At 70.7% G+C, this 25,642-nt stretch carries 19 protein-coding genes and 1 tRNA gene; 7 read left to right on the top strand and 13 right to left on the bottom strand.

Going from position 1 to position 25,642, the window contains the following annotated elements; translation table 11 throughout:
• Positions 1–30: 30 nt before the first annotated feature.
• From ABD264_RS03550 to ABD264_RS03580, 7 genes are all read right to left on the bottom strand, one after another.
• Positions 31–1,797 (bottom strand): LpqB family beta-propeller domain-containing protein, encoded by a 1,767-nt coding sequence (locus tag ABD264_RS03550; RefSeq protein WP_344204273.1) that lies wholly within the window; start codon positions 1,795–1,797, stop codon positions 31–33.
• A complete protein-coding gene (gene mtrB, locus ABD264_RS03555; RefSeq protein ID WP_295107993.1) occupies positions 1,794–3,755 on the bottom strand; it encodes an MtrAB system histidine kinase MtrB in 1,962 nt (653 codons plus the stop codon). The genes ABD264_RS03550 and mtrB overlap by 4 nt, the downstream gene beginning before the upstream one ends.
• Positions 3,752–4,438 carry an MtrAB system response regulator MtrA gene (gene mtrA, locus ABD264_RS03560; protein ID WP_144942121.1) on the bottom strand — a complete coding sequence of 229 codons (687 nt, stop codon included), beginning with the start codon at positions 4,436–4,438 and terminating at the stop codon, positions 3,752–3,754. Before mtrA ends, mtrB begins: the two co-directional genes overlap by 4 nt.
• Positions 4,439–4,525: 87 nt before the next feature.
• Positions 4,526–5,548: a hypothetical protein gene (locus ABD264_RS03565; protein ID WP_144942119.1), complete on the bottom strand. Its 1,023-nt coding sequence runs from the start codon at positions 5,546–5,548 to the stop codon at positions 4,526–4,528.
• Positions 5,545–5,937 (bottom strand): chorismate mutase, encoded by a 393-nt coding sequence (locus ABD264_RS03570; RefSeq protein WP_144942117.1) that lies wholly within the window; start codon positions 5,935–5,937, stop codon positions 5,545–5,547. Before ABD264_RS03570 ends, ABD264_RS03565 begins: the two co-directional genes overlap by 4 nt.
• Positions 5,938–5,979: 42 nt before the next feature.
• Positions 5,980–7,134 (bottom strand): tRNA 2-thiouridine(34) synthase MnmA, encoded by a 1,155-nt coding sequence (mnmA, locus tag ABD264_RS03575; RefSeq protein ID WP_144942115.1) that lies wholly within the window; start codon positions 7,132–7,134, stop codon positions 5,980–5,982.
• Between the two features lie 157 nt (positions 7,135–7,291).
• Entirely contained in the window at positions 7,292–8,518 is a 1,227-nt protein-coding gene (locus ABD264_RS03580; RefSeq protein WP_344204281.1) for a cysteine desulfurase family protein, read from the bottom strand.
• Between the two features lie 34 nt (positions 8,519–8,552).
• Here ABD264_RS03580 and ABD264_RS03585 point away from each other — a divergent pair, with 34 nt between their 5' ends.
• Positions 8,553–9,017 (top strand): tRNA (cytidine(34)-2'-O)-methyltransferase, encoded by a 465-nt coding sequence (locus ABD264_RS03585; RefSeq protein ID WP_055084835.1) that lies wholly within the window; start codon positions 8,553–8,555, stop codon positions 9,015–9,017.
• A gap of 162 nt (positions 9,018–9,179) precedes the next feature.
• Here the strand turns inward: ABD264_RS03585 and ABD264_RS03590 are convergent, their stop codons facing one another.
• Positions 9,180–10,703, bottom strand: coding sequence for a S1C family serine protease (locus ABD264_RS03590; RefSeq protein WP_344204284.1), 1,524 nt, complete (start codon positions 10,701–10,703; stop codon positions 9,180–9,182).
• Positions 10,704–10,969: 266 nt separating this feature from the next.
• Between ABD264_RS03590 and ABD264_RS03595 the strand changes: the two genes are divergently transcribed.
• The 4 genes from ABD264_RS03595 (at position 10,970) to ABD264_RS03610 (ending at position 16,096) form a co-directional block, all read left to right on the top strand.
• Positions 10,970–13,000 carry a TPM domain-containing protein gene (locus tag ABD264_RS03595; protein WP_344204287.1) on the top strand — a complete coding sequence of 677 codons (2,031 nt, stop codon included), beginning with the start codon at positions 10,970–10,972 and terminating at the stop codon, positions 12,998–13,000.
• Between the two features lie 87 nt (positions 13,001–13,087).
• Complete coding sequence (locus tag ABD264_RS03600; protein WP_094394299.1) at positions 13,088–13,843, top strand: PspA/IM30 family protein; 756 nt, start codon at positions 13,088–13,090, stop codon at positions 13,841–13,843.
• 3 nt (positions 13,844–13,846) lie between these two features.
• On the top strand, positions 13,847–15,460 hold the full coding sequence (locus ABD264_RS03605) for a helicase HerA-like domain-containing protein (RefSeq protein WP_144942109.1): 1,614 nt from the start codon (positions 13,847–13,849) through the stop codon (positions 15,458–15,460).
• Positions 15,461–15,790: 330 nt separating this feature from the next.
• Entirely contained in the window at positions 15,791–16,096 is a 306-nt protein-coding gene (locus ABD264_RS03610) for an acyltransferase (protein ID WP_303104975.1), read from the top strand.
• 217 nt (positions 16,097–16,313) lie between these two features.
• On the opposite strand, the gene ABD264_RS03615 is transcribed toward ABD264_RS03610, so the two are convergent.
• From ABD264_RS03615 to ABD264_RS03625, 3 genes are all read right to left on the bottom strand, one after another.
• Positions 16,314–16,390 (bottom strand) — tRNA-Met (locus ABD264_RS03615).
• A gap of 154 nt (positions 16,391–16,544) precedes the next feature.
• Positions 16,545–19,529 (bottom strand): UPF0182 family membrane protein, encoded by a 2,985-nt coding sequence (locus ABD264_RS03620; RefSeq protein ID WP_094394305.1) that lies wholly within the window; start codon positions 19,527–19,529, stop codon positions 16,545–16,547.
• A 108-nt stretch (positions 19,530–19,637) separates the two neighbouring features.
• Positions 19,638–20,720, bottom strand: coding sequence for a YlbL family protein (locus ABD264_RS03625; RefSeq protein ID WP_244944695.1), 1,083 nt, complete (start codon positions 20,718–20,720; stop codon positions 19,638–19,640).
• A 347-nt stretch (positions 20,721–21,067) separates the two neighbouring features.
• On the opposite strand from ABD264_RS03625, the gene ABD264_RS03630 reads away from it, so the two are divergent.
• Positions 21,068–22,657, top strand: coding sequence for a zinc-dependent metalloprotease (locus ABD264_RS03630; RefSeq protein ID WP_144942103.1), 1,590 nt, complete (start codon positions 21,068–21,070; stop codon positions 22,655–22,657).
• A 201-nt stretch (positions 22,658–22,858) separates the two neighbouring features.
• Here ABD264_RS03630 and ABD264_RS03635 read toward each other — a convergent pair whose 3' ends face one another.
• Entirely contained in the window at positions 22,859–23,452 is a 594-nt protein-coding gene (locus ABD264_RS03635; RefSeq protein WP_244944696.1) for a M48 metallopeptidase family protein, read from the bottom strand.
• Positions 23,453–23,556: 104 nt separating this feature from the next.
• Between ABD264_RS03635 and ABD264_RS03640 the strand changes: the two genes are divergently transcribed.
• Positions 23,557–24,372, top strand: a complete 816-nt coding sequence (locus tag ABD264_RS03640) for a hypothetical protein (RefSeq protein ID WP_244944697.1) — start codon at positions 23,557–23,559, stop codon at positions 24,370–24,372.
• Positions 24,373–24,398: 26 nt separating this feature from the next.
• On the opposite strand, the gene ABD264_RS03645 is transcribed toward ABD264_RS03640, so the two are convergent.
• Complete coding sequence (locus ABD264_RS03645) at positions 24,399–25,406, bottom strand: LacI family DNA-binding transcriptional regulator (protein ID WP_145009541.1); 1,008 nt, start codon at positions 25,404–25,406, stop codon at positions 24,399–24,401.
• Positions 25,407–25,642: the final 236 nt, after the last annotated feature.

Genomic DNA, 25,642 nt, shown 5'->3' on the forward strand with positions numbered 1-25,642 from the left:
CGAGGCATGTCGCACCGGATCAGCCCCGTCTCACCCCGCGAACGCGGTGTCCGTGACCGTCTCGCTCTGCAGGGCCCACGAGCTGCCGGTGAGCATGTACAGCTTGCCGTCCGAGGCGCCGTACACCGCGGCCGGGCCGTTGCCGCCGGCGATCGAAGTCACGCCTTTCAGGGAGGGCAGCTCGTCGTAGCGCCCGGCCACGGTGTAGCGCCGGGGCTGCGCGTTGCCGTCCTGGTCCAGCGCCGTGGTGACGAACTCGTCCGCGCTGATCCACTGGGCCGTGTCCACGTCAACGTCCGCCGCCACCGCGTTGCCCTTCACGAGCTCTGTGGGGCGTCCGGAGTCATCCCGGACCACGCCCGCGAGCCACACCGTGGCGCGGGAGGAGCTTCCCGTGGTGGTGACCACGAGCGCCCGGCTCCCCTCCCGCGAGATCCGCAGGGATGCCACGTGCTGGTTCTCCAGCCACTGCGCGCTCACGGTCATGCCCTCGCCCTCGTCGGACGCGCGGACCGCGTGCACCGTCCCGGAACGGTCGGAGCCCCACACGTAGTCCATGCGGTCGAAGCTGGGGCGGGTCAGCTGTGTGCCGGACCAGCGCCGCTCCGGCTCTCTCCCCGGGGCCACGGTGTAGACGGCGGAGTCCGCGTTGTTGACGAATCCGAAGACGGTGGCCTCGGTGCCCATGGCCGGGCGGGCGACCGAGGCGCCCTCGGGCAGGGTCACGTTGGGGATCTCCTCGGACTGCCCGCCCTGGTAGAACGCGAGGTGGTTCTCGGACACGCCGATCTGCCTGTTGGGCACGGTGACCGAGCGGACGGCCTCGCTGCTCGTCCGCCCGGTGGTCTCCACGGGGGCATCGTTGATGGTGAGGTCCACGTCCTCGACGTTCGGCACCGACTGCAGGGTGGCCCGCAGCTGCTGGTCCATGCGGTGGGCCTCGTCCACATCCGCGGGGTCGAAGTTCGCGAGGCTCAGTGCCACCGTGGCGGCCCCCCCGGACACGGGCACAGACGAGCGGGAGAGGGACGCGGACTGCGGCAGCGCGCTCGTCACCGCGCCCCCCAGATATCCCGCCGGCCCGCTCAGCAGGGCGCGCACGGCGGCGGTCGAGGCCGTGGATCGCTTGACGAACCACCGGGGATCCGGCACCAGGTAGTTCGGGTCCTTCGCGGAGTAGAAGTAGAGCGTGATGGGGTCGAAGATCTGCTCGAAGTCGGCCCTCGGCACGATCACGCCGTCCGGGGCCTTGGAGATCCGCCACTGGCCGTCCACCGATGTCAGCATGAAGTCCAGCACCCGTGTGCTGCCCGAGGGCTGGGATGTGAGGACGCCGTTGGATCCCAGCTCCCCGCTGATCTCCAGACTCGTGCGGAACTCGCCCTCGTTGAGCCGGGGCACGGTGGTGGGCTCACCCGAGTGGATGAGCACGCGGGTGTCCGGCTTCCACGTGGTGGCCAGCTGCGGGGTGAGGTACTTGCGCGCCACGGAGTAGTCGTCCTGCGCTCCCACCCCGGCGGCCAGGAAGCCCTCGACGACCTCCTGCGCCGAGGCCCCCACCTGCGGGGCCTGGGGGTTGAACGCCATGGCGGTCTGCTCGGACTGCTCGGTGGGCTCGATGACCTTGTGCACCGGCCCGGAGCGCGGCATGGCCCCGCACGCGGACAGCATCAGACCGAGTGCCACGGCAGTCAGCGCACCGGTGTACCGGGCGCGCCGGTGCTTCGCGCGCGTCCTCCCGGTCCGGGTTCCGCCGGTCCGTCCCGTCATCTGCCGCGAGTGCTTCCGTACCGTCATGACTCCTCCGTCCCGCGGCCGTCCGCGGCCGGGCTCGAGCCCGTGCCCTGACCGCTTCCCGCGCCGGCGACGACGCCGCGCCCACCGTGACCGCCCCCTGTCACGTCCACGGTGGCGTCACCGTGTCCTTGACCGCGGCCGTCGCCGGAGCCGTCCCCGTGCTCCGGGGCTGCGGGGCCCGCCGAGGGGTCCTGTCCATCGCGTGCCCCCGGGATGTCGATGCGCAGCTCGCCCGTGGCCGGCTCGCTCACGAAGCGCGTGGGCGCCGTCAGCTGGAGGGAGCCGGTGTCCGTGACGCGCGCCGTGGACTCGGCGGAGTCCTCGTCCGGCGGCATGGGCAGGGGGTTCGGCAGCTCCGGGTCCAGGGGCTGGACGCGCAGCAGCGGCAGGGTGAGGCGGAAGCATGCGCCGTTGTCCGGCTCGGCCCAGACCTCGAGCCGTCCGCCGTGCAGGAGGGTGTCCTCCGTGGCGATCGCCAGCCCCAGGCCGGTGCCGCCCACGGTGCGGGCGCGGGCGGGATCGCCGCGCCAGAACCTGTTGAACACCTTGCTGGCCTGCTCCTCGGTCATGCCGATGCCGTGGTCCCGCACCGCCACCGCCACGCAGTTCTCGTTCGCGCCCACGTAGATGTCCACGGGCTTGCTCTCCCCGTGCTCCAGCGCGTTGGTCACCAGGTTCCGCAGGATCCGGTCGATGCGCCGCTGGTCCATCTGCACCACGGCGCGGGTGAGGGTCGAGCGCACGGTGAGCTCCGAGCCGGAGGTGAGGACGATCGGCGCGGCCGCCTCCACAACGTCGTAGATCACGGCGAAGATGTCGGTCGAGGCCATGTCCAGCCGCGCCGCGCCGGCGTCGAAACGGGAGATCTCCAGCAGGTCCGAGAGCATCGAGTCGAAGCGCTCCACCTGGTTGTGCAGCAGCTCGCTCGAGCGCCGGTTCACAGGATCGAAGTCGTCGCGAGCGTTGTAGAGCACCTCGGCGGCCATCTTGACCGTGGTCAGGGGCGTGCGCAGCTCGTGGGAGACGTCCGAGACGAACGTCTGCTGCATGGACGAGAGCTGCTCGAGCTGCGTGATCTGGTTCTGGATGGAGTCCGCCATCCGGTTGAAGGACCGGCTCAGCCGTGCCACCTCATTGCTGCCGCGCACGTCCATGCGCACGTCCAGGTCGCCCTCGGACAGGCGCTGGGAGACGCGGGCCGTGTTGGAGACCGGACGCACCACCTCGCGGGTCACGTACCACACAATCGTTCCCACGAGCAGCAGCAGCGCCACCATGGACAGCAGCAGCACGGCGTGGATCGAGTCCAGGGTGGCCTGCGGGTCCGAGAAGTCGTAGACGAAGTAGAGGCCGTAGCGGGAGTTCTGGTTGAGCTGGACCACGTCCCCGATCACGATCACGGGCTGCTCCGGCCCGTTCTCGGCCATCCGCACGGACGCCGGCTGCCAGTATGTGCCGTCCCCGCTCGCCACGCGCTGCTGCAGCTGCTGGGGCACCGATGCCGAGGTCATCCACGAGCTCTCCGTCTGCACCCCCACGAAGGACTGCCCCGTCCCCTGGTCCAGGGGGATCAGCACCCAGCGGTGGTCCGTGGTGCTGGGGTCCTGGCTCAGCTTGCCGAGTGTGGAGTTGATGAGCGCCTGCACCTCGGTGCGGTCCGAGGCGTCCGAGGCGTCAAAGCTGGCCTGCGCGGTGCCGATGTCCGTGCGCGCCTCCTCGAGCACCTGGTTGAGACGGTCCGTGAAAAGCCGGTCCGCGATCTGGTGGGACAGGAAGCTGCCCGTGGCGAAGAACGCCATGGAGGTGAGCGTGAGCGCCACCGCGATGGCCCGGAACTGCAGCGACTGCCGCCAGCGGCGTAACAGCACACGGCGGCTCAGCCGGAGCCTGCGGAAGCGTTTGGGGCGACGGCGCGGGCCGGGCTTGCGCGCCGCAGCGTCCACCGAGGCGACCGTCATCTATGCGGGTGCCCGCCCGCCTTGTAGCCGATGCCCCGCACGGTCAGCACCACCTCGGGGTTCTCGGGGTCGCGCTCGACCTTGGAGCGCAGCCGCTGCACGTGCACGTTCACGAGCCGGTTGTCCGCCGCGTGGGGATAGCCCCACACGTCTCGCAGCAGCTCGTCGCGGCTGAAGACCTGGTGCGGGGAGCGCGAGAGAGTGGCGAGCAGGTCGAACTCCAGCGGGGTCAGGGCAATCTCCTCGCCGTCGCGGGTCACCGTGTGCCCGGTGACGTCGATGACGATGTCCCCCAGGGTGATCTCCTGCGAGGCACTGCGGTCGGTGGGGCGCAGCCGCGCCTTGACGCGGGCCACCAGCTCGGCGGGCTTGAACGGCTTGGGGACGTAGTCGTCCGCGCCGGCCTCCAGCCCGCGCACGACGTCCGCGGTGTCCGACTTGGCGGTGAGCATCACGATGGGGATGTCCGACTCGGCACGGATCTGCTGGCAGACCTGGATGCCGTCAATGCCCGGAAGCATCAGGTCCAGCAGGATCAGGTCCGGCTCGGAGGCGCGGAAGACCTCGCGCGCACTGGAACCCTCGTAGCAGTACACCGGCTCGAAGTCCTCCGAAGCCAGGATGATGCCGATCATTTCCGACAGCGCGGCGTCGTCATCCACTACCAAGATTCTCGCCTTCATGGCCCGCTTTCGCACTCGAGTCCTCCATCGGGTGCGGCCACAACCGGGCGCCCCGCGTCCTGCTGAGATTCTACGGCCTGGTGGGGCTCAGGCCTCGCTGCACGCTTCCGTGAGCGCGTCCCCGAGCCCGGTCACGCGTCGCAGCGCGCCCGGCAGCTCGGGCGGGGTGAGCTCGCTGACGGCCGACGACGGCGCCAGCAGCGTCCCGAGCAGCGCGGCGGGGTTCATGCCCAGCTCGGTCCAGGGACGCAGCACCCGTTCCACGTGGGCGCGCACGGCGGGACGACCGGTCACGGGTGCGGTGTCGAAGCACAGCCCCACCCCCGCCTCGTGCAGGGCGGCGAGGGGCTCCCACGCCTCTGTGGGACCGGTGGGCAGCGCGGTCACCGCAGTGTCCGCCCCCGTGCGCAACGCCCAGGCCGGCTCCGCGGAACCGGCGGCGAGCAGCACACGCTCCGCACCGGCGTCGCGCGCTGCACCGACGGCCTCGGTGAGGGTCGCCCGCACCTCGTGGCGCGGCAGCGAGCGCAGGGTGCGGTAGCCGCTGGCGGTGGGAATAGTGCCGCGCAACACCCGGTCCAGCTCGGGTTCCTCGATCACCAGCACCGTGCCGCGGCCGTCCGTGTTGCGCCGCAGGGCTGCGAGCAGCTCGCCCAGCCCGGCGCGCCACGACTGCGTGAGGTCCCGCCGCGCGCCTGGATCGGACTGCAGCTTCTCGCCGTTGTGCACGTGGACCGTGGCGGCCAGCGAGACGGGGCCCAGCATGGAGAAGGACACGCGCCCGGTGTCCGAACCGGACTCGGCACCCAGGACGTCCGCGACCACGTTGAGGTCGCTCGCGAGCAGGGCCCGGGCCTGCCGGGAGTCAGCACCGGGCACCGAGGTGATCCGCCACCCGTGGGGCTGCCGGTCCGCGTGCAGAGAGTCGAGAACGGCACTCGTGCGGGCCGCGAGCTCTGCCTGGGGCCCCCGGTCCGGCAGCACGGGAACACTCGCGAGGTGGGGAGCCCCCAGTTCACCGCGCAGCACGGTGAACGTCTCGAAGAGGTCCGTCCCCCGCAGCGCCCGGGTGAGGGTGGCTGTGACGGCGTCCCCCGTGGGGGCGCTCATGCGTCGTGGCCGCGGTGGCGGTCCTCGGAGATGGCCTCGTGGTGACGGATGACCTCGCTGATGATGAAGGTGAGAAACTTCTCCGCGAACTCGGGGTCCAGGTGGGCCGCCTCCGCGAGACTGCGCAGCCGCTGGATCTGTGCCTTCTCACGCTCCGGGTCCGACGGCGGGAGGTCGTTCTCGGCCTTGAGCTTGCCCACCCGCTGGGTCGCCTTGAAGCGCTCCGCGAGCAGGTGGATCAGAGCGGCGTCGATGTTGTCGATCGTGCCGCGGATCGAGTCGAGCCGCTCGAGCGCGGTCTCGGACGTGCGGTGCGGGACGGAGGATGCTGCCGAATCCACAGGGGCGTGGTCCTCGGGGCGGCCGGTCGGGTGCGTGGCTGAGGTCATGCGTCCACTGTAATCACCGCGGCGCGGCGCCCCGAAACGCTCTCAGGAGGCCGCGACGACAGGGCGGTCCGCGTGCGCGGAGTCGATCGTGGCCTGCCCCAGCACGCGCGTCCCCTGGTAGAGGACCATGGTCTGGCCGGGTGCGACGCCGCGCTGGGACTCGGCGAGGCGCACGTGCAGGCGGGGCTCACCGGCCTCGCGGCTCAGCGAGGCGGTGGCCGGTGCGGGATCGCCGTGGGCGCGCACCTGCACGGTCACCGGGAACTCCTCGGAACGGGCGTCCGTCGCGTCCCCCAGGGCCGCGACCTCGCGCGGGGCCAGACCCGCCCACGAGGGCCGGATCCCCTCCATGACGTCGATCGCGAGCAACTGCTCGGGGCCCACGACCACCTCGTTGGTCTTGGGCCGGATCTCCAGCACGAACCGGGGCTTGCCGTCCGGGGCGGGGCGGCCGATGTGCAGGCCACGGCGCTGTCCCACGGTGTAGGCCTGGGCCCCGCGGTGCTCGCCCAGATCGTTGCCCTCGGTGTCGACGATCCGCCCGGAGTCCAGGTCCATGTGGTCCTCGAGCCACCCGCGCGTGTTGCCGTCCGGGATGAAGCAGATGTCGTGGGAGTCCGGCTTCTTGGCCACGGACAGCCCCCGCTGCTCCGCCTCCGCGCGCACCTGAGCCTTGGACGGCGTCTCGGCGAGCGGGAAGATGGCGTGCTCCAGCTGCTCGGCTGTCAGCACGCCCAGCACGTAGGACTGGTCCTTCGCCCAGTCGGCGGCGCGGTGCAGCTCCTTGTGCCCGTCCGCGTCCTCCACCACCTTGGCGTAGTGGCCGGTGCACACGGCGTCGAAGCCCAGGGCGAGCGCCTTCTCCAGCAGGGCAGCGAACTTGATCTTCTCGTTGCAGCGCATGCACGGGTTCGGCGTGCGCCCCGCGGCGTACTCGGCCACGAAGTCGTCCACCACGTCCGCCTGGAAGCGCTCGGAAAAGTCCCACACGTAGTACGGGATGCCCAGTTTCTCCGCGGCGCGCCACGCGTCCCGGGAGTCCTCAATCGTGCAGCACCCGCGCGCTCCGGTGCGCAGCGTGCCGGGGGTGCGGGACAGTGCCAGGTGGACGCCGGTGACGTCGTGCCCGGCGTCCACGGCGCGTGCCGCGGCCACTGCCGAGTCCACGCCGCCGCTCATGGCTGCCAGAACGCGCACGGGGTGCCTCCAGGGAAGGTCGTCGAGTGGGACGCCTTAACAACGGTGCCTCTCCGGCCGCTATTCCCGACGACGCCGCACGCCGGGGCGGGTGCCCGGCGCCGGGACGTCCGAGCGGCACGGGCCGCGGCGTCGTCGTGCTCAGGCGGCGCCTTGCTCAGAACGCTCCGGGCACGTGTCCCGAGAGACCCGCGGTGCGGGCGCGCTCGTAGACCTCGCCCACCGCGTCCAGGACGCGCTTGACGTCCTGCTGCGTGCTCGTGTGCCCAAGCGAGAAGCGCTGCGCGCCGCGGGCAGTCTCCTCCGGCACGCCCATGGCCAGCAGCACGTGGGAGGCGCGCGGCACGCCCGCGTTGCACGCCGAGCCGGTGGACAGCGCAACCCCGGCCGCGTCGAAGAGGAAGAGCATGGAGTCCCCCTCGCAACCGGGGAACGTGAAGTGCGCGTTGCCCGGCAGCCGGGTGGGATGCTCCCACTCCGCCTCCGGGGCACCCGGCTCGGTCCCTCGCAGAACGGCGTCCGGGACCCGCTCCCGGATCCCGGCCACGAGGGCGTCGCGAAGGCGTGCGCGGCGCAGGAACTCCCCGCGCAGATCGGACCGGGCCGCCTTGACCGCCGCGCCGAACGCCGCGGCACCCGCCGCGTTCACGGTGCCGGAGCGGACACTGCGCTCCTGACCTCCCCCGAAGCTGGTTGCGGCGAGCTTCACCGTGCGTGGGGCGTAGAGCGCACCCACACCCATCGGGCCGCCGAGCTTGTGGGCCGAGACTGCGAGGGTGCTGATGCCGCGCAGATGGGCGTCCACGGGCACGGCGCAGAACGCCTGGACCGCGTCCACGTGGCAGGCCACCCCGGCGTCGTCGCACAGGGCCGCGAGTTCCGCCACGGGCTGGACGGCGCCGACCTCGTTGTTCGCCCACATCACCGTGGCCAGCGCGACCTCGTCACCGCGCCGCGCGAGCAGGTCCGCGAGCGCGGCGGGGTCCACGCGGCCGTCCTCGGCCACCTCGAGCCACGCGAGCTCCGCGCCCTCGTGGGCAACGAGCCACTCGGCTGTCTCGGACACGGCGTGGTGCTCCACGGTGGACAGCGCGATCACCGTGCGACGAGGGTCGGCCTCCCGTGCCGCACGGTAGAGGCCGAGCACCGCCATGTTGTCCGCCTCGGTGCCGCCGGAGGTCAGGATGACCTCGACCGGTTCCGCGTCGAGGGCTGCCGCGATCTGGTCCCGCCCCGTCTCCAGGGTCATGCGCGCGGCGCGTCCGCCGGAGTGCAGGGAGGCCGGGTTGCCGCCCCTGCGGGCCTGCTCGACGAACGCCTCAACGGCCTCCGGGAGCATGTCCGTGGTGGCGGCGTGATCCATGTAGACGCGGGGTGTGGGCATGGTCCCCATTCTAGGCGCGCCTACAATCGCCCCCATGCTGCACTTCGTCTTCCACACCCCCGAGATCCCCGGCAACACGGGCAACGCGATCCGCCTGGCCGCGTGCACCGGCGCGCGGCTGCACCTGGTGGAGCCCCTGGGCTTCAACTTTGACGATGCCAACCTGCGCCGCGCGGGCCTGGACTACCACGACCTCGCAGTCATGGACGTGCACCCCAGCGTTGACGCGCTCTGGGACTCGCTCGGGGATGCCCGCGTGATCGCGTTCACGTCCCACTCGAGCACGCGCCACACGCAGCTGGACTACCGGGACGGGGACGTCCTGCTCTTCGGCCGCGAGTCCACGGGGCTTCCGGGGGACGTCCTGGAGGACCCGCACGTGGGCGAACGCGTGCGCATCCCCATGCTGCCCGGCCGCCGCTCCCTCAACCTCGCCAACTCGGCGTCCATCGCGCTCTACGAGGCCTGGCGCCAGCTGGGCTTCCCGGACGGCGTCTGAGCCGGGGACGACGGCGGCGCGGGGCCGGTACCGCAGCCACCACGCCGGGGAACACGGCGACGGCGGCCCAGCGCAGCGCACAACGGCGGCGCCCTGCGCACCCGGGTGCGCAGGGCGCCGTCGTCGAGGGGCGCTCCGTCCGGGGCTGTCCCCGTGCAGTGGCTAGTTGCTCGTGTGGTCCGCCGCGTTGCCGACGGTGACCGTGACGGTCTTCTCGTCGTTGCCGCGGCGGAAGGTGAGCTCCGCCTGGGAACCGGCCGCGAGCTCGCGGACGCCCGCGGTCAGCGCATCGGCGTCCGTGATGGACTTGCCGTTGAACTTCGTGACCACGTCGTTGGCCTTCAGCCCGGCGTCCGCGGCCGGGGAGCCGCTCTCCACGCTGCGCACCAGGGCGCCCGAGGAGAACTGCCCCGAGTTGCTCCCGGACGGCGTGTAGGAGGAGACGGACGCGCCCAGGTAGCCATGCGTGGCCTTGCCGTCCTTGATGATCTCGTCCGCGACCCGCTTGGCCGTGTTGGACGGGATCGAGAATCCCACCCCGATGTTCCCCGAGCTGGAGGAGTCGTTCGAGGAGGACCCCGCCGCCGAGGCGATCGCCACGTTGATGCCGATCACCTGACCGCTCGAGTTCACGAGCGCGCCACCCGAGTTGCCGGGGTTGATCGCCGCGTCCGTCTGCAGGACGTTGAGGTAGACGCTCGACTTCGCGGACTGCGAGCCCGACTGCCCGTTGTCCGGGAAGTTGAAGAAGAAGTCCTGCCCGCCGCCGCCCTGCTGGGAGTCCTCCGGGGTCTCCTGCGCCGCCGAGGAGGCGACGGCGATCGTCCGGTTGAGCGTGGACACGATGCCGTCCGTGACGGTTCCGCTCAGTCCGAGAGGAGCACCGATCGCGATCGCCACGTCGCCCACGTTGAGCTTGCTCGAGTCCGCGAACTCTGCGGGGGTCAGCCCGGAGGGGTCCACCTTGATGACGGCGAGATCGGACTCGGGGTCCGTGCCCACGACGGTGGCCTTGCGCACCGAGCCGTCCGCGGTCTGCACCTCCAGGTTCGCGTTGGAGGTGGCGCCGTCGAGTGTGACCACGTGGGTGTTGGTGAGGATGTGGCCCTGGTCGTCGAGCACCACGCCGGAGCCGGTGCCGGCCTCACTGCCCGACGTCGCGGAGATGGTGACCACGGAGGGGGACGCCTTCTGCGTGGCACCCGTGATCTCGTTGACCGAGTCCGTGTTGTTGACGATCACCGGGGAGCTGTTCGCGCTCGTCGACGAGCTGCTCCCACCGGCCACCGCACCGGTGCCGACCGCGGTCCCCGCACCGAGCAGACCGGCGAGCGCCATGCCTGCCACCATCGCGCCGGCGGAGAACTTGCGGCGGGTCTTCGTGCCGCCCTCACCCGGGTGGGCCGCGGAGCCGCCCTGGAACGACGCACCGTCGTAACCCCCGCCGTACCCGCCAGCCTGGCCGTCCGCGCTGCCCGAGCCGTAGCCGTTGTGGCCGTTCTGGGATGCGGGGGGAATGGGCTGAGTGTCGTTCGGGTTCCAGGGCGAACCGTGCCGCGGATCGGCCCCGGTGTCCCCCGCGGCGCCGGTCGACCCGGAGTCGCTCGCTCTGTAGGCCTGCTCTCCGTAGCGGGGGACGGGACGCTGCGGATCGCCGCCGTCGCGGGGATCGTGGGAATCGGCCATCTTCTCTCCTCAGAACCTCAGGTACCGACTCCTGGGCCGGTCTCTTTCCGTTGCCACAGTATGCGCGCCCGTGCTGTGCCGGTGCTGTGAGAACTGACGGGTTCTCGTGAATCAGCTCAACCTTTCCGGGGTGCGCGCTGACATCACGGATCCAGCACCTGTGCTCAGCGTATTCTGTGACTTGAGCGGCGCCGCTCCCGCGCAGAACGCACCGACGATCACGGGAGGCGCCGAACCACCGGGCTGACGTCGAAAGAACGAGGGTCATGAGTTCACGCACCTACTGGCGGCGCACACTGTCGGCGGCCGCACTCGCAGGTTCCTCCCTGATGCTCCTCTCCCCCGCAGCACTGGCCGAGACCCCGCCCACGGTGGATCCGGGCGTCCGCGTCGTGGATTCAGCGGACGCGCTCGGTGACACCTCCGCGCTGCAGGACTCGATCGCGTCCCTGTCCCAGGAACACCAGATCACGCTCTACGTGGTCTACGTAGAGCGCTTCACGGATCCCACCGACCCGGAGCAGTGGGCGAAGCAGTTCGCCTCCGACAACGGTCTCGGCAGCAACGACGCCGTGCTGGCGGTGGCCACACAGGCTCGCCAGGCACGATTCCTGGCCAGCTCCGCCGGGCCACTCTCCACCAGCGACCGACAGAAGATCTACACCGATGACATTGCCCCCGCACTGAACAAGGGTGACTGGAACGGCGCGGCCGAGGGCGCGGTGAAGGGCATCGACTCTGCCCTCAGCGGCGGTCTGGGCGGCGGTGGCGGTGCGGTTCTGGGCACCGTGGCGGTCGGGGGGCTCGCCGCCGCGGGCGTGGGTGCCGTGGTCGTGGCGCGCAAGCGACGTCGTCGTGGCGCAGACGTACCGGGGGGCCAGCAGCAGCGCGGTGGCGCGCCGCAGCGTCCGCTGGTGCCCCTGCCGGAGCTCCACAGGCAGGCCGGCTCGGCACTCGTGGAGGCGGACAACGCCATCCAGCACTCCGAGCAGGAGCTCGCGTTCGCGCAGCTGCAGTACGGCGAGGAGCAGACACGGCCGTTCCAGGAGGCGATCGCCCGCGCCAAGGAGCACATGCGGGAGTCCTTCGAGCTGCAGCAGAAGCTCGAGGACGACATCCCGGACACCGAGGCGGACCAGCGCGCGTGGCTCGGTGAGATCATCGACCGCACGCGGCAGGCCAGGGCGCCGCTCGCGGAGCAGGAGAAGAACTTCACCCAGCTGCGGCAGCTGGAGACCCGCGCCCCCGAGGCGTTGGAGGGGGTCCGCCGCGCCGTGGCGGACGCGCGGCCACGCCTCGCGGACGCCGAGGCTACGCTCGTCTCGCTGCACGGGACCTACGACGACGCCGCCCTGGCCCCCGTGGCGGACAACGGCACCCAGGCGCGGGACCGCCTCGAGTTCGCGGAGTCCTCGATCCAGCAGGCGCAGCAGCACCTGGACTCCGGTGAGGTCTCCGAAGGGGTGCTCGCGATCCGGGCCGCCGAGGAGGCCACGGGTCAGGCCGAGGGGCTCATCACCTCGGTGGACAACGCGCGCCGCGAGCTGGCAAAGGCCGAGGAGTCCCTCAAGGATGCCGTGAGCATCGCGCAGCGGGACGTCGCCGAGGCCGAGGGGATCGTGCAGCACGGCTCTCGCCCCGAGCTCGCGGGTGCCGCCGCGGGGGTGCGCTCTGTGCTGCAGACGGTCACGGAGCAGATGTCCTCGGGCCACTACGACCCCGTGGGCTCGGCCCGTCGCCTGGCCCAGGCGAAGGCGGAGCTGGACAAGGGGCTTCAGGACGTCCGCAACGCCCAGGACCGTGCCCGCTCTGCCCGCGAGACCCTCTCCCACACGCTGGTGAGCGCGCAGGCGAGCCTCACCACGGCGTCGGACTACGTGTGGGCGCGCCGGGGCGGCGTGGGCGCTCAGGCGCGCACCCAGCTCGCGGAGGCAGAGCGCCACCTGCAGATCGCCCAGCAGCTGCAGGAGTCCGATCCAGAGCGTGCACTAAACGAGGCCAACCAGTCCATCCGGCTCGCCGAGGACGCACAGCGCTCCGCGACCGCGGACGTCGACCAGTTCTACAGCTCTCCCGCCGGCTACGGCGGCATGGGCTACGGCGGGCGCCGCAGCAACGGTCTTGGCGGTGCGGTGCTCGGCGGCATCCTGCTGGGCGGCATCCTCAACGGGGGCGGCGGCTACGGCGGCGGCCACCACGACGGCGGTTTCGGCGACGGCGGCGGCTTCGGGGGCGGTTTCGGCGGTGGTTTCGGCGACGGCGGCGGCTTCGACGGCGGGGTGGGCGGCAGCTTTTGAGCCGCCCCGGGTCCCCACGGGCTGCCACGCACCGCCCTGACCCGCAAGATCTCAGCTCCATCCGACACACGAGAAGAGGAGAACGACATGAGCAAGCAGTCGATTTTCGGGCGCATCGCCCAGCTGGCCAAGGCCAACATCAACGCCATGATCGACTCTGCGGAGGACCCGCAGAAGATGCTGGACCAGATGGTCCGCGACTACACGGAGAACATCCGCGAGGCAGAGTCCGCCGTGGCCCAGACCATCGGCAACCTTCGCCTGCTGGAGAAGGACCACGCGGAGGACGTCCAGGAGGCCGCGCAGTGGGGCAACAAGGCCCTCGCCGCGTCCAACAAGGCGGACGAGTTCCGCAGGGCCGGCAAGGAGCTGGAGGCCGGCAAGTTCGACGACCTCGCCAAGGTGGCACTGCAGCGCCAGATCCAGTCCGAGAACGAGGCGCGCGCCGCAGAGCCGCAGATCTCCTCCCAGACGGAGGTCGTGGACAAGCTCAAGGACGGGCTCAACAGCATGCGCGGCAAGCTCCAGGAGCTCTCCACCAAGCGCGACGAGCTGGCCGCCCGCCAGAAGACCGTGCAGGCTCAGTCCCAGGTCCAGGACGCCCTGAAGTCCTTCGACGTCATGGATCCCACCAGTGAGGTCTCCCGCTTCGAGGAGAAGGTCCGCCGCGAGGAGGCAAGGGTGGCCGGACAGCAGGAGCTCGCGGACTCCTCCCTGGACCGTCAGTTCGAGGCGCTGGAGAACATGGGCCAGCAGACGGAGATCGAGGCCCGGCTCGCCGCGCTGAAGGCCGGCTCCGGCGCCAAGGACGGGGAGAACATCGTCTCCTCCGAGGAAGTCTGAGTCGTGGCGACGACGACGGGCAGCGCCCGCGAGCAGCTCGAGGCCATCCGCACCGGCTACGCGAGCGAGGCCCCGTGCCTCGAGCTCGGTGCCGCCCTGGACGAAGACGGTCCCCACACCGACGCACCGGTCCGCGTGCCCCTGTCCACTCTGAACCGCCACGGTCTGGTGGCCGGTGCCACCGGAACGGGCAAGACCAAGACCCTGCAGGCCCTCGCGGAGCAGCTCAGCGCCCAGGGTGTGCCGGTGTTCCTCACGGACGTCAAGGGCGATCTCAGCGGCATCTCGCAGCCCGGCGAGGAGAACCCGAAGGTCGCGCAGCGCGCGGAGTCGGTGGGCCAGCAGTGGACGCCTACCGCAAGCCCCACGGAGTTCTACAGCCTGGGCGGCCAGGGCAAGGGGGTGCCGATCCGCGCCACCGTGACCTCGTTCGGTCCCACGCTGATGTCCAAGGTGCTCGGCCTGAACACCACGCAGGAGTCCTCCCTGGGACTCGTGTTCCACTGGGCGGACTCCAAGGGCTATGCGCTGCTGGACCTCAAGGACCTGCGCGAGGTGATCGTGCACCTGACCTCACCCGAGGGCAAGGAGGAGCTCGCGGAAATCGGCGGCCTGTCCAAGCAGACGGCCGGAGTGATCCTGCGCGAGCTGACCACGTTCGCCAACGAGGGCGCGGACGTGTTCTTCGGGGAGCCCGAGTTCGACACGGCGGACCTGCTGCGCACGGCCGAGGACGGCCGCGGCGTCGTCTCCTGCCTCGAGCTCTCCGAGGTGCAGCAGCACCCCCGCGTGTTCTCAACGTTCCTGATGTGGCTGCTCGCAGACCTGTTCCAGGACCTGCCCGAGGTCGGGGACGCGGACAAGCCCCGCCTGGTGTTCTTCTTCGACGAGGCCCACCTGCTCTTCGAGGACGCCTCCAAGGAGTTCCTGAACTCGATCGAGCAGACCGTGCGCCTGATCCGCTCCAAGGGCGTGGGGATCTTCTTCGTGACGCAGTCCCCCAAGGACATCCCCTCGGACGTCCTGGCGCAGCTGGGCAACCGTGTGCAGCACGCCCTGCGCGCGTTCACCCCTGACGATGCCAAGGCGTTGAAGTCCGCGGTGCGCACCTACCCGAAGAGCGCCTACGACCTGGAGCAGCTGCTCACGCAGCTCGCCACCGGCGAGGCCGTGGTCACGGTGCTGTCCGAGACCGGCGCGCCCACTCCCGTGGCGTGGACCCGGATGCGCGCCCCGCAGTCGCTGATGCAGCCGGCCCCGGCCGACACCGTGGACACCGCGGTCGCCGCCTCCCCGCTGCTGTCCAGGTACGGAGAGGCGGTGGACCGCGAGTCCGCCTACGAGCTGCTGCGCGGGCGGCTGGAGAAGGCCCAGGCGGACTCCGACGGCACGGACGCGACACCCGAGGCGCCCTGTGAGGAGCGCCCGGAGGAACGACGTCCTGACGAGGACCGTGACGACGCTCCCCGCGGTCGTCGCGAAGAGCAGGAGGACGGCGGCTTCCTGGGCTCCGTCATGGAGAATCCCGCGGTGCGCTCGATGATGCGCTCAGCCGGGTCCGTGCTGGGCCGGGAGATCACGCGGTCGATTTTCGGCACATCGCGGCGTCGCCGCTGAGCCGCCGCCGCGGTTGACGAGCGCTGCAACGCACGACGCCACCGGTGCCCCTCCACGGGCCCGTCGGCGTCGTGCTGTGCGGGCCACGAGCCATCGCGAAAGCGGAGTGACCTGCGCCCCCGGGACCGGACCCCGGCCCTGTCCGCCAGCCGCGGCAACCGGGCTCCGCGGCGGCCCCGGGCAGGGACCCGCGGGTCCACTCGTCTGCGCTGGCATGGGACTGCCCGAGAAACTCGTGCCACTACGTCGGCACCGGTGGGCGCGGCTCGCGTTGCTGCCCGCGAACACTTCCATCCCCCGGGGGGCAGGGGTGGGAATGGCCTGCGGCTCGTGCACTACGGCATGGGCACCGTGGTCGACGCCGAGGTCACCCTGGGCGATCGGTTGCGGATCGACCAGAACGTGATCATCGGTCGGCAGGACGCGCATCTGCCCCGCGAGCAGTCCCCGTTCGGGCGGCTGCACTTCGGGGACGACGCCGTGCTCTTCCCCGGCTGCGTGGTGCTGGGCGGGGCCAACCGGATCGGTGCGGGGAGCACCGTGGGGGACAACTCCGTGCTCACGGGCGACACCGGTGAGAACGAGATCTGGGCCGGAAGTCCGGCCCGCAAGGTGGGTGTGCGCTCCGACGGGTGAGCTGAGCGGCCCCACCGGGCCGTGTGGCTGCCTGCTGCAACCCACGCCGCCGGCGCCCGTCGAACGGGACCGGTGGCGGCGTGCTCGCACCCGCAGGCGGCATCCCCGGTGACACGCCCTACTCATACGCGCATTCGAATCCATACCCCGCGCCGCCGACCGTTCACGGGTCCGGACACGCCAGAAGGCCGGCTCCTTCGGGAACCGGCCTTCTTCGTGGTTGCGGGGGCAAGATTTGAACTTGCGACCTCTGGGTTATGAGCCCAGCGAGCTACCGAACTGCTCCACCCCGCGGCGACATCCACAACTATACGGAGGGTTGGCTGGTCGTGCAAATCGGGGGGTTCCCCCCGCCCGGCCTCACGTTCGGCACGTCCGTCCGACGCCCGACGAGCCAGGGGCGGCCCCCCGGAACCCGGGAGCCGCCCCTGGCGAGGGAAGCAGGTGCTCACTTCGAGGGCGAGGCGCCCTCCTGCTGCAAGGCGTCCTCGATGGCCTGCTGCAGCCGATCCTGGGCCTCGCCGTACTTGGCCCAGTCACCGTCCTGCCGGGCCTTGTCCGAGTCCTTCATGGCGGTGTTCGCCTTGTCCAGGGCCTCCTGGAGCGAGGCCGAGCGCTCCGCGGACGACGATGTCGAAGGGGATGGGCTCGCGGTGGCTTTGGCCCCGTCGTCGCTGGAGCCGCTCGAACTCCCGCCCTGGGCCGCCTCCGCGGCCTTCTCGTCCACGCCCGCGCCCTTGTCCGTGGTGGCACCCGAATTGCCACCGAATACCTGGTCCAGCGCACCGTCGAGCGTGGGCGCGTAGCCGACCTTCTCGCCGAAGCCCACGAGGACCTTGCGCAGCGTGGGGTACGCGGCGTCGCCGGAGGACTGCACGTAGACCGGCTGGACGTAGAGCATCCCGTCACCGGCGGGCAGCGTCAGGAGGTTGCCGTTGATCACCTCGGACGCACCCTGGCGCAGCAGGTTCAGATCCTGCGACACGTCCGTGTCCGAGTTGAACAGGTTCTGGGCCTGCCCCGGACCGGGAACCACCGATGAGCGTGGCAGCTCCAGCAGCCGCAGCTTGCCGTAGTTCTCGTCCTTTACGCCCGCCTGGCCGGTACCCGCGTCCGCGTTCGCGGAGAGGTACCCGTACATCACGTTGCGGCTATTGCCGGACTCGTTCTGCTGGGGGATGAACGAGGAGGTGAGCGAGAAGTTCGCCTCCTTCTCCCCCGGCATCCGCATGGACAGGTAGTACGGCGGCTGCGAGACGCTGCGGTTCTGCTGGGTGGGGTCGTTGGGGACGGACCAGACGTCGTCGTTCGCGTAGAAACTGTTGGCGTCCGTGACGTGGTACCTGTTCAGCAGGTCCCGCTGGACCTTGAACATGTCCTCCGGGTACCGCACGTGGGACATGAGGTCCGCAGACATCTCCGAGTACGGCTTCACCGTGCTCGGGAAGACCTTCTGCCAGGCCTTGAGCACCGGGTCCTCGTCATCCCAGGCGTAGAGGTCCACGGAGCCGTCGTAGGCATTGACGGTGGCCTTGACCGAGTTGCGGATGTAGTTCACCCGCTCCGGCGGCAGCGCGGCGGCCGTGCCCTGGGCGGTCTGCGTGTCCTGGGTTGCGTCCTGCAGGACTGACGGCGTGGAGTAGGGGTAGGACGCCGCGGTGGTGTACGCGTCCACGATCCACACCACCTTGTTGTCCACGATCGCCGGGTAGGGCTTCCCGTCCACTGTCAGGTACGGGGCCACCTTCTCCACGCGCTCCCGCGGGTTGCGGTCGTAGAGGATCTGGGAGTTCGGACGGACCGCGTCCGAGAGAAGCATGTCCGTGGACTGGAACTTGATGGAGTACGCGAGCTTGCTGAACAGGTTGCCCACGTTGGGCCCACCGTCACCGCTGAACGTGGTCTTCGCGTCCGCGGCGTCCCCCTCGTTGGTCTGGGGCCGGTCGAGCTCGAGCGGGGCGTCGCCCTCGCCGCCACCCACGATCGAGTACTCCGGGGAGTTCTGACCGAAGTAGATGCGCGGCTCGTAGTCGTCCGAGATCTGGCCCTTCGAGGGGATGCCAGCCTGCATGAACTGCGGCTTGCCGTCCTCCTGCACCCGTGAGCCGTAGGCCGCGACCACGCCGTAGCCGTGCGTGTAGACCACGGACTGGTTGTACCAGCCCTGGATCTGGTCCGGGTTCAGCTCGCGGGTGGCGATCACCGTGTCCTGCGTCTGGCCGTCGATGTCGTAGCGGTCCACGTTCAGGTTGTCCGCGAACTGGTAGTACGGCCGGAACTGCTGGAGCTGGGCGAACGCGGAGGAGACCACGTTCGGATCCAGCAGGCGGATGTTGGAGGTGGTCTCCGTGTCCTGACGCAGTGCGCCCTGCTCGGTCTTCGTGGTGGCGTCGTAGGGGGTGACCTCGGTGTCGTCCAGCCCGTAGGCCTGGCGGGTCATGGTGATGTTGCGCTGGATGTACTCGTTCTCGAGGGCCTGCTCAGTGGGCGTCACTTGGAATCGCTGGATGGCCCACGGGTACAGCCCGCCGGCCACCACTGCCACCACCACGAGCATCGCGGCGCCGATCAGCGGAAGCTTCCAGCGGCCGATGAACCCGGCCACGACGAAGAGGATGGCCACGAGGACGGCAGCGACGGCGAGGATCCCCTTGGTGGGAATCACCGCGTTGACGTCCGTGTAGAGCGCGCCCGTCCACTTGCCGGAGTTGGAGGTCAGGGTGGAGTAGCGGTCGAGCCAGAAGTTCACGGCCTGCAGGGCCAGGAACGCGGCCGCGATCGATCCCAGCTGCACGCGGGCCGCCCGGGTGGTGTCGATCCCGCGCTCGTGGATCCTGATGCCGCCGTAGACGTAGTGCATGAGCAGCCCACCCACCCCGGCGAGCAGCAGTGCCGTCACCAGGAACCCGAGGAGCAGGCGCAGAAACGGAATGGTGAAGACGTAGAACCCTAGGTCCAGGTTGAACTGCGGATCCGTCTGCCCGAACGGCTCCTGGTTGAAGAACAGCAGCACCGTCTTCCACTGGGAGGCGATCGTGGAGGCGGCGAAGAGCCCGAAGATCACGGGCACTGCCACCATGACGACCTTGCGCACCGGGTCCAGCGCCTGCTGGTACTTCTGCATGTTCTCGCTGATCCGCTCCTCACCGCGGGGGCGGTTGCGGTAGGCGAGCCACAGGCTGAGGAACATGAGGCCGGCCACGATCAGCGCGGCCACCACGAACAGCCCGACCACGGCGAGGTTCCGGGTGATGAAAACCCGCAGGTAGCCGAGCTGCTGGAACCACAGGACGTTCGTGTAGACCTGCGTGAAGCCCACGAACAGCGCGATGAGGACCACCACCGCAATCACCGTGGGCAGCAGTGCCCCTCGTTTGCGCCGGCCCGTCGCGGACCTGCTGGATGGACGGGGGGATGTGGATCCGGCGGTCACTGCATACCTCGTAGATTCCTGGGCGCGGCTGACGGTCTGTCGACGATCAGTGTCAACCTTATTGTGCTGAGCCCTTCTGACACGCGCAATTGCGCGGTGTCGGAGGTGTCACCGCGTGCCGCAGCTGGGCAGGTCCGTGACGTTGCCTGCGGCGGCGTGCTCCACCGAGTTCACGGCCTCGCCCAGGGTGTTCACCTCCACCACGGTGAGCCCGTCCGGGACGTGGTCCACCACCTCGTCGCAGTTCTGCGATGGCGCCAGGAAGTAGGTGGCCCCTGCGTCCTTGGCGCCCTCGAGCTTCTGGCGGATGCCTCCGATGGGACCCACCGTGCCGTCCGGGGAAATGGTCCCGGTCCCTGCGATGTGCTGGTCTCCTGCCATGGACCCGGGGGTGAGCTCCTCGATGATCCCGAGCGCGAACATCATGCCCGCGCTGGGTCCGCCCACCTGGTCGAGCTGGAAGTCCACGTCCACGGGGAAGTCGTAGTGGGGCACAAGGTACACGCCGAGCTGCCAGCGCGAATCGTCCGCATCCCGGGTGAGGGCCACGTGCCGGGTGGTCTCCTTCCCGTCCCTGCGCACCGTGATCTCGGCACCCCTGGCCCCGGCGGCATCCAGCTGCTTGCGAAGCCCGTCCAGGGACGTGACGCGCGTGCCGTTCACGGACACAAGCTCGTCCCCCGCCTGCAGGACGCCCTCCGCAGGCCCGCTGGCCACGAGTGCGTGCACGGTGAGCGTGGTGGTGAAGGGCTTGCCCAGGTAGGTCATGGCCGCGGCCACAGAGTCCTCCTGGGACGTGGTCATGGCAACGGCGTTGGACTCGTCCACCTGCTGGCCCGTGGTCTGCGGCGGGTAGAGCGTGTCCTCGGGAAGCACGGCCTCCGTGGGGTCCAGCCAGCCGAGGATCGCGTTGATGGAGTTGATCCGGCCGGAGGGCCCACCCTGGACGTAGACCGTGGTGAGGTCCAGCTGGCCGTTGCTCGGGTAGGTCTCGGCGCCCGTGATCTTCACGAGCTGCTTGTCGTCGTGGCTGCCCACGGTGTTGAACGTGGGTCCGGCGGCCTCGACCACGTACGGTGCGGGCAGCACCACACCGGCCACGAGCAGCACGCTCATACCGGCGAGCGCCGCCGAGGGCAACGACGGCCGTCGCACGCGTGCGCGCCACCGCCCCTTCTGCTCAGCTGTCACGTCTCGTTCCCTTCCCGCGGCCTCCTGGACCGCCCCATGGTACTCGGCGCGCCGCGCCCCGCTCCCCCCTGGTACGGGGTGACGACGCCGCGGGGTCGCCACGCGGCGTCGTCGTGCCCGGCACGTGCCCTCCCCCGCAGTCCCTGGGACGACGTCGCCCGGGTCGTGGACAGCTCCCCCGGCCAGTGGGTGCGGCAACCCCCTTGCCGTGCGTCCCGGCGCCCATTCTCAGGTGGCTTGCAGGACCTGAGCCGTCAGCGAACCGGGAGCGGGAACAGTGGTTCGGGCTGGGGCCCTCCCGATAGTCTGGAAGCAGTCCCAGACTTCTTTCGATGATTGGCGGTCCCATGCCTTCGAATCCTCCCAACGACGAGAACGGGGAGAACCCCAAGGACCCGTTCCAGGAGATGTTCGAACGTCTGCTTGGCTCCGGCGCCATGAAGCCCGGTGACATGCCCGCCGGGATGCCCGTGGACCCGCAGGCCATGTCCATGATGTTCCAGCAGATCCGGTCCATGATGAGCTCCTCCGGCAGCGGTGAACCCGTGAACTGGGAGCTGGCCCACCAGAACGCCCGGCAGGCCGCCGCCCAGAAGGGCGATCCGTCCGTCACGGAGAAGCAGAAGGGCGCCGTGAGCGACGCCATGAAGCTCGCGGACCTGTGGCTCACGGAGAAGACCGCGTTCGGGGAGGCCCCGGTGCTGCCGTCCGCGTGGTCGCGAGCCGAGTGGGTAGAGGCCACGTGGCAGACGTGGCAGGAGATGTCCGCGCCGGTGGCCACCTCGGTGTCCAAGGCCATGACGGAGGCCCTCACCCAGCAGCTTCCGCCGGAGCTCTCCCAGGCCATGGGCGGTGCGGACCTCTCCGGGATGCTCGCCGGTGCCGGGTCCATGATGTTCGGCATGCAGCTCGGTCAGGCGGTGGGCGCGCTGTCGTGCGAGGTGCTCTCCTCCACGGACGTGGGGATCCCCCTGGCCAAGGACAAGTGCGCCCTGGTGCCGTCCAACGTGGCCGAGTTCAGCGAGGGCCTGGACCTGCCCGCCTCGGACGTCATGCTCTACCTGGCCATCCGCGAGGCCGCCCACACGCGCCTGTTCCACGGCGTCGCCTGGTTGCGCCAGTACGTGCTGGACCTCATCACGGCCTTCGCCTCCGAGATCCACATCGACATGGAGCGCATCGAGTCCATCGCCCAGGAGCTGGACCCCTCGGACCCCTCCGGCATCCAGGACGCCCTGACCTCCGGGGTCTTCAGCCCCGAGATGACGCCCAGCCAGGAGGCCACGCTGGCCAAGCTGGAGACCGTTCTCGCGCTCATCGAGGGCTGGGTCAACAGGGTCACTGTGGCCGCCACGCAGAACATCCCGTCCGCTCCCGCCCTCACCGAGATGATGGCGCGGCGCCGCGCGGAGGGCGGGCCCGCCGAGCGCACCTTCGGCTCCCTGGTGGGTCTCGAGCTGCGGCCACGCAGGCTGCGCGAGGCGGCCGCCTTCTGGGCGTACCTGGAGGAGCAGCGCGGCACCACCGAGCGGGACGGCCTCTGGGAGTCCCCCGAGCTGCTGCCCACCGACGAGGACCTCGACGACCCCCAGGGCTTCGAGGAGCGCCGCGGACTGCTGACGGCCAGCGACGAGGAGATGGACGCCGCCCTCGAGAAGCTGCTCTCGGGCGGCTACGACGACGGGTCCGGGGCGTCCGGGTCGGAGACCACCGATTCGGAGGCCCCAGGTTCAGAGGCCGCCGGAGCACAAGGCAACGAATCTCAGGACGACAGCTCCCGGAGCAGCGGGTCTGCCAACAGCGGTGCTCCGGACAGCGGGGCTTCTGACGACGGCACTGCGGACGACGGAGCTTCGAACGACGGACCCGGGAAGAACGGGCCGCAGGGCCAGGATCCCGCCGATGGCACCGACCCCGAGGGGCCCTCCGCGCGCTGAGACGGGGCCGGTGTCCGGCGGACCGGCCACCACGGGTCCGCCGGGTCTGTTCGGTCCACCAGGTGTGCTCGGTGCGCTCGATCCGCCGGGTCTCCTTGACCTGCCCTGCTCTCCCGATCCGCTGAGAACGCGGTGGTCCGCCAGACGCGGCTGGGTCCACCAGGCGCCGTGCGGGCCCCGGGCACGACGCCAGCCCGGGGCCTACCGGGGCTGAGTACTGGCAACGCTATCCTCGGGCTCCCCGGCCCCGTGACGCTCTGCCCATGCGACGCCGTCCAAGAACTGGGCGGCGTCGTTCGCTCTGGGATGGCGCCGCGCCAGCTCCCAGAAGCGCTCGTTGTGGTGCGCCTCCAGCAGGTGGACGAGTTCGTGCAGCACCACGGTCTCAAGAACCCATGAGGGCGCGTCCGCGAGGCGCCGGGCAATCCTGATGGTTCCCGTGCTGGGCGTGGCCGAGCCCCAGCGGGTGTGCTGCCGCGCGGACCACCGCACGCTCGTGGGTCGCGCCGCGCCGTCCAGGTACGTGCGGGACAGCCGCTGGGCCATCTCCTCCAGCGCGGTGTCGGTCGATCGCTGCCGGGCCGCGGCCTCCGCCGTCCGACGCTTCGCCACCACCTTGGGGACCAGCGTGCTGCTCCAGTGCGCGATCTGCGCCCGGGTGGCCCGCTGGGGCACCGCAAGTACGATCGCCTCCCCGCTGAAGTGGGCGCTCACGGTCTTGGTGCGTCGCGCGCTGCGCTGCACGATGATCTCCGGCATGTCCTGCGCCTGCTGGGGGGCTCGTCTCCTGGGCATGTCACCAGTCCACCACCCCACCCGGGCGTGGCCAAAGCCGATCCGCCCTGTGGATTACCCGCGGCGCCTGGCCCGGCGCCTGGTTCGCGTCGAACAGTGGTGCCATGACTCAGCGCACGTCCACCGTCCGCGCCACCTCGGCATCACCACCCAAAAACTTCGCGGGGCCGGGCGCCGCCGTGCCGAGGGTGGACGATGTCCGGGTGCTCCTCACCGGGCTCGACCCGCTCGCGGCGGCGGTGGCCCTCGCCCTGGCGGACGCCGGGGTCTGTCTCTTCGACGTCAACGACCGGTCTCGCGTGCTCGCCCTGGACGCCCTCGACGGGCCCTACCCCGCGCAGACGGAAGGACTGCCCCGGGAGCTCGCCATGCGCGCCATGCTCCGGCGGCGCTCCCCGCGCTGCGTGCCCCTCACCGCGCCGGAGCTCTTTCCGAGCGCCGCCGTGGGCGGGGCAGTCGCGGTCCACGCGTGGTCGGTGGCGGGCGATCTCCTGGCGGATCTCAGAGAGCCCCCGGTGCCGGACGTGGATGGGCACCTGCCCACCCTCACGGTGCTCACGGACGGCGCGTGCGTGGTGCGCTGGCCCGTGACGGACTGGGCGCACCGGCCGTGCCGCAGCTGCGTGACCGGTGCTGCCCGCCACGCCCGCGCGTTCGTCCGCGAGCACCCGCTGGTGGCGACCGCACCCGCCCTCTCGGAACGCGCGCAGCCCTTCCGCCGGGTGACCCGCACCGTGGTGGCAGGCGAGATCGCGGGAATCCTGCTGTCCCTCGCGCTCGGTTTCGACGACGCCGCGGAGCTCGGTGAACCTCCAGCGGGACAGTGCCTCGCGGGGCCCACCCTGCACCACGGCCTGCGACGGATTCTGCTGCCGCCCGAGCCCGGATGCCTGTGCTCGCTGTCCTTCATGGGCCCGTGAAGCGTGTCGCCTGGGCCCGCGGTGGGTCAGACGGAATCACGGTCCACGAGGATCGCTCCGCCGCTGGACGGCGCAGGCGGTGTCGGACTCCCGGCAACGAGCGCCGTGACGACGTCCACGATGTAGCGCGCGGTGACCTCTGGATCCAGCGCCACCATGGTCAGCGGCGGATCGGCCAGGGCCGCCGCTGCGGAGTCGCTGACGCCCACCACCGCGAGGTCTTCCGGGGCGCGCCACCCCAGTCGTCGCATACCGGCCAGCACGGCCAGCGCCGCAGTGCTGTCGTGTGCGCAGATCCCCGTGACCCCGGGCGCACTGGCACGCCACTGCTCCAGTGCCTGCGCGGCTCGCGACGGATCCGCGGGCAACCTGATCACGCCGGGTGCGGGAAGGCCGCGCTGCTCGCACTCACGGCGAAGCACCTCGCAGCGCCACTGGGATGCACCGTGCATGTGGTCTGCCCCCGTGACCGCGTAGCCGAGCCGGTGGTGGCCGGCGGCCACGAGCCGTCCCACCTGGAGCCGTGCGCTGTCCTGCTCCCTCGCGCCGGTGACCCACCGGCCTATCGCGTCCGTGCCCGTCCAGGAGGCCACGCCGCGCACGCCGTTGCCGCGCATCAGCTGCGCGTCCTCGTCCGTCAGGTCCCACGCGAGCACCGCGGCCGGGGTGACGGAGGACCACACCTGCGCCGCGGGGCGGCGGGTCCACGCGTGGATGACCATTGACAGCCCGGCCTCGTCGAACAGCATGGAGAGCCGCTCCACGATCCGCCCTATCTCCTCGGTCAGGGAACGGGCGGGCGGCAGGTAGACGAGCACGGACGTGGAACGGCCCCGGCTGAGCGCCCGCGCCTCGGCCGACGGCGCGTAGCTGAGCTCTCGCGCCGCGGCGAGCACGCGGCGTCGGGTCTCCGCGGAGATCGACTGGGTGGGGGTGTCGTTGAGCACGAAGCTCACGGTGGTGCGCGAGACGCCCGCCAGCCGCGCGACGTCCGCACTCGTGGCCCGCCGGGGCGAGATCTCCTGACCGTCCATACGCGTGCTCCTTCTCCCGCCGTGCTCCGCCCAGGGCAGACGCGCTGGATGCACCACCGCGCACCCTGGTCCTCCGATGCACAGATGCACCGGTGCTTTGAGCTTCTGACAGCCTGGCCCCTGACGCCCTTGATGTGACCTGTTACACTCGGTGCCACAGACACTAACACGCGTTAGTACACCCGCCCGACACCGGGCCGTGCACGCAGTCGGCACAGTGGGCAGGGCACCGGCTG

It is taken from the genome of Kocuria salsicia (assembly GCF_039532055.1).
Taxonomy (GTDB): Bacteria; Actinomycetota; Actinomycetes; order Actinomycetales; family Micrococcaceae; genus Kocuria; species Kocuria salsicia.